Raw genomic sequence first — 7,462 nt, forward strand, 5'->3', positions numbered from 1 at the left:
ATCCAGTCTTCGGTGGAGGCTGGACGACCGGAAGGTGGGGGGCCGGGCAGGGGCTGCCTGTCCGGCTGCCCTTCCCCCTACCCTTCCCCCGCGCCGCGCCCGTCGAGGCGGGCCAGCTGGGTCTGGAACCAGTCGAGGCGGGCCTGCAACAGGGCCGCCTCGGCGGCGAGTTCGGGTACGCCCAGCCCGTCGTCCGGCGCGTCGGGCGGCGCGGTCCGGGAGGCGAGCGTGACCCGCAGTCCGTCCCCGGCCAGCCGGGCGAACGCCGTCGGCGACACCGTCGTCCGCGGACCGGCGCAGCTCGCACAGGTCGGGGCCAGCGCGTGCCAGCCGGGCCGGCCCCAGCCGGCATCGGCGAGGGCGGCGGCCGGTGCGCCGCAGCCGCACGGGCCGATGGTCGCCGTCCGCACACGCTGGCGGGCGTAGCGGAAACCGCGCTCGAAACGGATGTAGGCGCCCAGGACGGTGACCTCGAGGAGCACCGCCGCCCGGTGCTCGGTGGTGCACAGCAGCGCCTCGGCGGCCGCGCGATCGCGCACGCAGTGGAAACCGCAGTCGCAACGGCGGTGCGGTGCCCGGTGCCGCAGGCCGTAGACGCAGGACGCGTCGGCCAGCACCCCGTACGGCAGCGCACCGCCCAGCGACACACCGGTGAACCCCGCCCGGCCGCCGTCCTGGGACAGCATCGGGTGGGCGATCTTGTAGCCGGTCGGCGGCTCCGTCGGGCGTTCCTCCGGAAGCCGCAGCCTCATCGGGCGGCCGGGACCTCTTCGGACACCGTCGGTTCCGCCGACTCGTCGGCTTTCTGCGGGAGTTCGAGTTCGTCGTCGGCGGTGACGACGATCGGGGCTTCCGTCGCGACTCCGGTGGCCAGTGCCTTGCCGAGCTTCATGACGCCTCCCATGGATGACCGTTTGCGGCCATGGTGACCCATGAAGAGGCGTTCTGGGCAGAGGGCGATTCGGGGTCCGCCGAGCGACTTCTCAGTGTTCCTTACTCATATCTCGTAGAAGATTTAAGTGGAGCTTCACGATCGCGCTGCCGACACTACTCCCATGACGAACGCGCCCTCCCCCACCCCTCCCTTCGGCCGCGCCCTGTGCGCGATGGTCACCCCCTTCACCGAGGAGGGCGCGCTCGACCTCGACGGGGCGGCGCAGCTCGCCGAACGGCTGGTGGGAGAGGGCTGCGACGGGCTCGTACTGTCCGGGACGACGGGCGAGTCGCCGACCACCTCGGACGCCGAGAAGGCGGAGCTGGTCGCGGCGGTGCGGGCGGCGGTGGGCGACCGGGCGACGGTCGTCGCGGGCGTGGGCACCTCCGACACCCGGCACACCGTGGAACTCGCCCGCTCCGCCGAGAAGGCCGGCGCGGACGGTGTGCTGGTGGTGAGCCCGTACTACAGCCGACCCCCGCAGGACGCCCTCGAAGCCCACTTCCGGGAGGTCGCGGACGCGTCCGCGCTGCCGGTGATGCTGTACGACATCCCCGGCCGCACCGGCACCCGGATCGAGCCGGAGACGGTGATCCGGCTCGCCGAGCACCCCCGGATCGTGGCGGTCAAGGACTGTTCCTACGACTTCCTCGGCGCCCAGCAGGTCCTCGCGCGCACCGGGCTCGCGTACTACGCGGGCTGCGACGAGCACAACCTCGCGCTGTACGCCGTCGGAGGGGCGGGATACGTCAGCACGGTCGCGAACGTGGTCCCCGGGCGACTCCGGGCCGTGCTGGACCTCTTCGACGCCGGGGACACCCGCGGGGCGGCCGCGCTCCAGCGACGCGCCACGGAACTGGTCGGGTTGATGATGTCCTCGGGGCTGCCCGGCACCGTCACCGCCAAGGGGCTGCTGGGCGACCTGGGGCTGCCGGCCGGACCGGTCCGGGCCCCGCTGCGGCCCGCCGACCGGGAGACGGTCGACGGGCTGCGGGCGGCCTACGAGCGGCTGGTGGACGATGCGTGGCGGACCGCGGGCCCGGTGGCCTGACCTGCTGTCGCTTCCCGGGAGGCGCCCGGCGAGGGCCAGTCAGCGATCCGCAAAGACCGGCTCCCAGCGTCCCAGGGTGTCGTCCTTCACGGCCCGGAAGTCGCTCAGGACCACGACCTTCTCGCTGCCCGGCGTCACCAGCACCAGCCGCTGGTGGAACTCGTTGCCGTCCTTGCCGATGTCCCAGGCGATCAGCGAGGAGTCGTCGGCCCAGGCGAGCAGCTGCTGGCCGTGGCTCTCGGTGAGCGGCTTGCCGGTGCGGGGGTCCAGGATCCAGGAGGACGTCTTGTACTTCACGCCCGCGAAGTCGCCGGCCAGCCGTTTCCCGTCGGGCGAGAGTCCGGCGTCGACGTACCACTGGATGTACTTCTCGGCGGCCGGCGGGTCGACCTTGTTGCCCTTGCGGTCGAAGTACTGGTGGCCCGGCTCCATGGGCATGCCCGACCAGATGAGCCGGCCGTCCCTGCTGAAGGCGAAGTCCTGGCGGCTGTTGAAGGCGGCGGAGCTGCCCTTGTCGTCGGTCTGGGTCCAGGACCCCTGCCCGGAGGCCACGTCGAAGACGTAGAAGCCGGTACGGGAGGACTCCATGGCCGCCATCCAGTCCTCGGAGCCGTCCATCTTGATCCGCAGGTCGGGGTCGGCGCTGTACGTCGTCGCCACGAGCTCGCGGCCGTCACGGGAGAACGCCAGCCCGCCCACGGTGTGGTCGACCGGGATCCACCGCTTGACCTCGCCGCTGACCAGGTCGAGCAGACCGATCCGGCGGGCGGGCAGGTTCTGCTCCAGGACGGCGGCGGTCTTCAGACCCGGGGCGACGGCCACCCACGACCACTTCGTGGTCTTCACGTACTTCTTCGTCGTCGGGTCCAGCAGCCAGTACGTGCGCGTCGACACCGCCCGGTCCGCCGACCGCGGGACGACCGTCGTCGCGTAGTACGCGGCCAGCGCCTTCCCGCCGGCGGCGATCAGGTCCCGCGGCGGGGACTGGTCCGGGTGCGCGGCGATCCGGTTCGGCGGGGTGACGTCCGCGGGGCGTACATCGGTCGCGCCGTCGGACCGCAGCATCGGCACCGCCACCGCGACGGCCACCACGGCGGCCGTCGCGGCCGCGATCGACGCGAACCTGCGGGTACGGCGGCGCCGACGCAGGGCCAGCACCCGGTCGGCGAGCCCCGGCCCGGCCGGTGCCTGCGTGTCGGCCTGCTCGCGCAGGGAGTCACGCACGAGTTCGTCGACGTTCACGGACGCACCTCCACGGGCGAGTAGTCACGGGACGACCGCTGCTCGACGTCCGCGGGACCGAGGGCGGCGAGTTCCGGCGCGAGGGAGCGCAGCCGGGCCAGGGAGCGGTGGGTGGTGGACCGTACGGTGCCCACGGAGCAGCCCAGGAGCCGGGCCACGTCGGCCTCCGGCAGATCCTCGAAGTAGCGCAGCACCAGCACCGTGCGCTGGCGGGCGGTCAGCCGGGACAGGGCGGCGCGCATCACGACGCGCAGCTCGGCGGCCGCGGAGGCGTCGGGGGCCGCGGCCTGTTCCGGGGGTTCGGCGACGCTCACCTCCCGCCGGGGCCACTTCAGCCGCCAGCGACTGATCTGCTGCCGGTAGAGCACCTGCCGTACGTACGCCTCGGGCTCGTCGATACGGTGCCAGCGGCCCGCCGCCTTGGCCAGGGCGTTCTGGAGCAGGTCCTCGCCGGCGTGCCGGTCCCCGCCGCTGAGCAGGACGGCGGTCCTCAGCAGCGCGGACGACCTGTTGTCCACGAAGTCCCGGAAACCTTCCAGCCCTTCGGCATCCATCGTCACCTTCACTTCCCCCGGGAGCGGGCCCTGTGCCCGGCCCCTGTGTCCCTTGTGACGCCTGCGGGCCGGTGCGGCTATGCCTCCCTTCCCCCATCGGGTTCACCATCGGGTTCACCATCGGGTTCACCATCGGGTTCAGGCGAGGTTCCTCGGCTCGTTCGGCCCGGCCGTCGGTACGGCGGAGCGCCCTGCCGCGGGTGCGGTAGGGCGCTCCGGTTCTTCTGCTTCGGTACTTCTGTTTCGGTACTTCTACTTCGGTTGTGCCGTGTCGGTCAGTTGTGGCTGTGCAGGATTTCGTTCAGGCCGCCCCAGACCGCGTTGTTCGGGCGGGCCTCCACCGTGCCGGTGACCGAGTTGCGGCGGAAGAGGATGTTGGAGGCGCCGGAGAGTTCGCGGGCCTTGACGATCTGGCCGTCGGGCATCGTCACCCGCGTGCCGGCGGTGACGTACAGGCCGGCCTCGACCACGCACTCGTCGCCGAGCGCGATGCCGACGCCCGCCTCGGCGCCGATCAGGCAGCGCTCGCCGATGGAGATGATCACGTTGCCGCCGCCGGAGAGCGTGCCCATCGTGGAGGCGCCGCCGCCGATGTCCGAGCCGTCGCCGATGACCACGCCGGCCGAGATACGGCCCTCGACCATCGACGTGCCGAGCGTGCCGGCGTTGAAGTTCACGAAGCCCTCGTGCATGACCGTCGTGCCCTCGGCCAGGTGCGCGCCGAGGCGGACGCGGTCGGCGTCGGCGATCCGGACGCCCTTGGGAGCCACGTAGTCCGTCATGCGCGGGAACTTGTCGATCGACGTCACCTGGAGATGCAGGCCCTCGGCGCGCGCGTTCAGGCGGACCTTCTCCACGTCGTCCACCGCGACCGGGCCGAGGGAGGTCCAGGCGACGTTGGCCAGGTGGCCGAAGATGCCGTCCAGGCTCTGGCCGTGCGGCTTCACCAGGCGGTGGGAGAGGAGGTGCAGACGGAGGTAGGCGTCGTGGGCGTCGACCGGCTTCTCGTCGAGGGAGGCGATGACCGTGCGGACCGCTACGACCTCCACACCACGGCGGGCGTCCGGGCCGATCGACTTCGCCGCGCCCTCGCCGAGCAGCTCCACGGCCTTCTCGGCGGACAGGCGCTCGGTGCCGGACGGGCCGGGCTCGGCGATCAGCTCGGGCGCGGGGAACCAGGTGTCGAGAACGGTGCCGTCGGCGGCGAGGGTGGCGAGGCCGGCGGCCGCGGCGCCGGTGGTGCGAGGAGCAGTCGTGTCGGTCATGAGGGCAACCTAACCGGACGAAGCGTGCGGAGGCTAACCAGCGGGGCGGGCGTCTCAGGTCTCGGGCGGGGTGCTCCGAGGGGCGTGCGGCCGCTGTGGGCTGCGGGGCTCCGGGGCCGGCTCCGGTGGCGGGCTCCGGTGGTGTGCCCGGCCGCCCGTGGGGCGCCGGCGCGGGGTGGCGGGGTGGGTCGGGGCCGTTGCGGTGCGTCGAGCCCGTCGCGCGTTGGGCGTACTGCTGCCTGTTGCCATGGTTCGACGGGGCAGTGACGAGCTACGCGACGGGCTGCGACGCGGGAGCGGGCAACGGCCCGCTCCCGCCGTCTCGCGGCCTTCCCGGTCGTCGATGCGGGTGAGCAAGGCCGATTCCGGCCTTCCCCTTCATTCGTCAAGGGATCAGGCGGGCCAGCGTCTCTCTGGCGTACTCCTCGTCGTACGGCGTGTCCGTCAGGAGGACCTGGAGGCAGATTCCGTCCATCAGAGCGACCAGGGCCTTCGCCGTACGGGGGTCCGTGCGCAGGGACAGGAGGGCGGTCACGTCGTCGGCCCATTCCGCGGCCACCGGGCGCAGGGCGGGGCGGCGCAGGGCGGCCAGGTACAGCTCGTACTCCAGTTCCACGCCGGTGCGGTCGCCGGCCAGCCAGGCGCCCAGGAGCGCGGCCAGCGCGGTGGGGAGGTCGCCGTGGGGGGAGGTGAGGTCGCCGTGGGCCGTCAGGACCTTGGCGAAGCCCTCGTTGGCCTGGCGGAGGGCCGCGGTGAGGAGGTCGTCGAGGGTCGCGAAGTGGTACGTGGTGGAGCCGAGGGGTACGTCCGCCTCGGCGGCCACCGTGCGGTGGCTCAGGCCCGCCAGGCCCTTCTCCCCGACGACCCGGATGGCGGCATCGATGATCCGCTGGCGGCGTTCGGGGTCGTAGCGGCGGGGCATCAGTGCGCGCCTCCGACGTTCAGGACCACCACTCCGCCGACGATCAGCACGATTCCGGCGATCTTGGTGAGGGTGAGGGCCTCGCCGAAGAGGACGAGGCCAAGGACGGCGATCGTCGCGGTGCCGACGCCGGACCAGATCGCGTAGGCCGTGCCGATGCCCACGGACTTGAGGGTCTGGGCGAGGAGGAGGAAGGAGATGACGTACCCGAAGGCCGTCAGCAGGGTGGGCCACAGTCTGGTGAAGCCGTTGCTGTACTTCATGGCGGTCGTCGCGGCCACCTCGGCGACGATGGCTGCGGCGAGCGTCAGGTATCCCATGTGTACGAGCGTACATATCGACGGGCGGCCGTGTGCGGCCGGGCCCGACTCATGTGGTGCGGCCCTTCGTTGAACATGCGGGCCGGTGCTACGAAAGCGTTATCGAAACCTCTCACTCAAACGGCTGAACGTGAGCCACGGCTTCCACTACTGTTTCACCGTTCATACACCGGGCCATCGCAGCCGCGGCGGCCCTCGGAGGCGCCGCTGGAGGAACAGCGCATGCCAATAGACAAGTCCCGGCCGCCCCAGGAACAACCCTGGGAGAACGGCTGGGCCCCGGACACGTCCCGGGCACCCGGAACCCGTCGGCTCTGGCTGGCCAGCGCCCTCGCCGTGGCCACCATCGTGGCCTGCGTGACCGCGATCGCCATCAACGACAAGCCAGTTGACAAGGCGTCGAAGTCCCGCGAGGGGCAGACCCTGTCGGACGACGAGACCGCGGGCGGGCTCATCTCCTTCGCCACGCCCTCCGCGAGCGGGGCGACCGCTTCGGAGGGGAAGAAGAATGGCGGGAAAGCGTCGGCAAGCGCTTCCCCGTCCGCTTCAGAAGCCAGCTCCTCGCCCCGGCCCCAGGGGAGTTCGACGCCTCGTGCTTCGGCCTCGGCCTCCGCGCCGTCGTCCGAGGAGCCGTCCGATCCCCGACCGGCCGACCAGGAGCGCTCGGTCCGCTCGGTCAACTACCCCGACCGGTACTGGCACGTGAGCGGCGGGCAGGTGAAGCTGGATCGCGTGCGTGGCTCGGAGTCACGCCAGGACTCCACCTTCACCGTGGTCAAGGGACTGGCGAACAGCTCCTGTTACTCCTTCGCCACGGCCGACGGGACGTACCTGCGGCACCGCAGCTTCGTCCTGCGCTCCGAACGCAGCGACGGATCCTCGCTGTTCAAGCAGGACGCCACCTTCTGTGCCCGCTCCTCCTCCTACTCCGGCGCGGTCATGCTGGAGTCGGTGAACTACCCGGGCCGCTACCTCCGCCACAAGGACTTCCAGATCCGGCTGGACCCGTACCAGCAGGGCGATCTGTACCGGGCGGACTCGGCGTTCCGGCTCGTGGCCGGGCTGGACTGACCCACCACGCACAGGAGAGGGGGGGGGGGGGGGGGGGGGGGGGGGGGGGGGGGGGGGGGGGGGGGGGGGGGAGGGGGGGGGGGGGGGGGGGGGGGGGGGGGAC

9 protein-coding genes are annotated in these 7,462 nt (G+C 72.1%); 2 read left to right on the forward strand and 7 right to left on the reverse strand.

Annotated features, from left to right (window positions below):
- Positions 1 to 77: 77 nt before the first annotated feature.
- Both ACZ6D7_RS03855 and ACZ6D7_RS03860 read right to left on the reverse strand, forming a co-directional pair.
- Positions 78 to 752 carry a hypothetical protein gene (locus tag ACZ6D7_RS03855; RefSeq protein WP_469483105.1) on the reverse strand — a complete coding sequence of 225 codons (675 nt, stop codon included), beginning with the start codon at positions 750 to 752 and terminating at the stop codon, positions 78 to 80.
- Positions 749 to 892: a hypothetical protein gene (locus tag ACZ6D7_RS03860; RefSeq protein ID WP_469483107.1), complete on the reverse strand. Its 144-nt coding sequence runs from the start codon at positions 890 to 892 to the stop codon at positions 749 to 751. The genes ACZ6D7_RS03855 and ACZ6D7_RS03860 overlap by 4 nt, the downstream gene beginning before the upstream one ends.
- A 163-nt stretch (positions 893 to 1,055) precedes the next feature.
- Here ACZ6D7_RS03860 and dapA point away from each other — a divergent pair, with 163 nt between their 5' ends.
- Positions 1,056 to 1,985 carry a 4-hydroxy-tetrahydrodipicolinate synthase gene (dapA, locus tag ACZ6D7_RS03865; protein WP_469483109.1) on the forward strand — a complete coding sequence of 310 codons (930 nt, stop codon included), beginning with the start codon at positions 1,056 to 1,058 and terminating at the stop codon, positions 1,983 to 1,985.
- A 39-nt stretch (positions 1,986 to 2,024) separates the two neighbouring features.
- Here dapA and ACZ6D7_RS03870 read toward each other — a convergent pair whose 3' ends face one another.
- From ACZ6D7_RS03870 to ACZ6D7_RS03890, 5 genes are all read right to left on the reverse strand, one after another.
- Complete coding sequence (locus tag ACZ6D7_RS03870) at positions 2,025 to 3,227, reverse strand: SMP-30/gluconolactonase/LRE family protein (protein WP_469483110.1); 1,203 nt, start codon at positions 3,225 to 3,227, stop codon at positions 2,025 to 2,027.
- The gene (locus tag ACZ6D7_RS03875) at positions 3,224 to 3,781 is read right to left on the reverse strand and encodes a SigE family RNA polymerase sigma factor (protein ID WP_469483112.1); all 558 of its coding nucleotides are present in this window, start codon (positions 3,779 to 3,781) and stop codon (positions 3,224 to 3,226) included. The genes ACZ6D7_RS03870 and ACZ6D7_RS03875 overlap by 4 nt, the downstream gene beginning before the upstream one ends.
- 275 nt (positions 3,782 to 4,056) lie before the next feature.
- Positions 4,057 to 5,046, reverse strand: a complete 990-nt coding sequence (gene dapD, locus ACZ6D7_RS03880) for a 2,3,4,5-tetrahydropyridine-2,6-dicarboxylate N-succinyltransferase (protein WP_469483114.1) — start codon at positions 5,044 to 5,046, stop codon at positions 4,057 to 4,059.
- Between the two features lie 385 nt (positions 5,047 to 5,431).
- Positions 5,432 to 5,968: a TetR/AcrR family transcriptional regulator gene (locus tag ACZ6D7_RS03885; protein ID WP_469483116.1), complete on the reverse strand. Its 537-nt coding sequence runs from the start codon at positions 5,966 to 5,968 to the stop codon at positions 5,432 to 5,434.
- Entirely contained in the window at positions 5,968 to 6,288 is a 321-nt protein-coding gene (locus ACZ6D7_RS03890) for a DMT family transporter (RefSeq protein ID WP_469483118.1), read from the reverse strand. Before ACZ6D7_RS03890 ends, ACZ6D7_RS03885 begins: the two co-directional genes overlap by 1 nt.
- A gap of 222 nt (positions 6,289 to 6,510) precedes the next feature.
- Here ACZ6D7_RS03890 and ACZ6D7_RS03895 point away from each other — a divergent pair, with 222 nt between their 5' ends.
- Positions 6,511 to 7,359, forward strand: coding sequence for an AbfB domain-containing protein (locus tag ACZ6D7_RS03895; RefSeq protein WP_469483120.1), 849 nt, complete (start codon positions 6,511 to 6,513; stop codon positions 7,357 to 7,359).
- Positions 7,360 to 7,462: the final 103 nt, after the last annotated feature.

Source organism: Streptomyces sp. NPDC041784 (genome assembly GCF_055591025.1).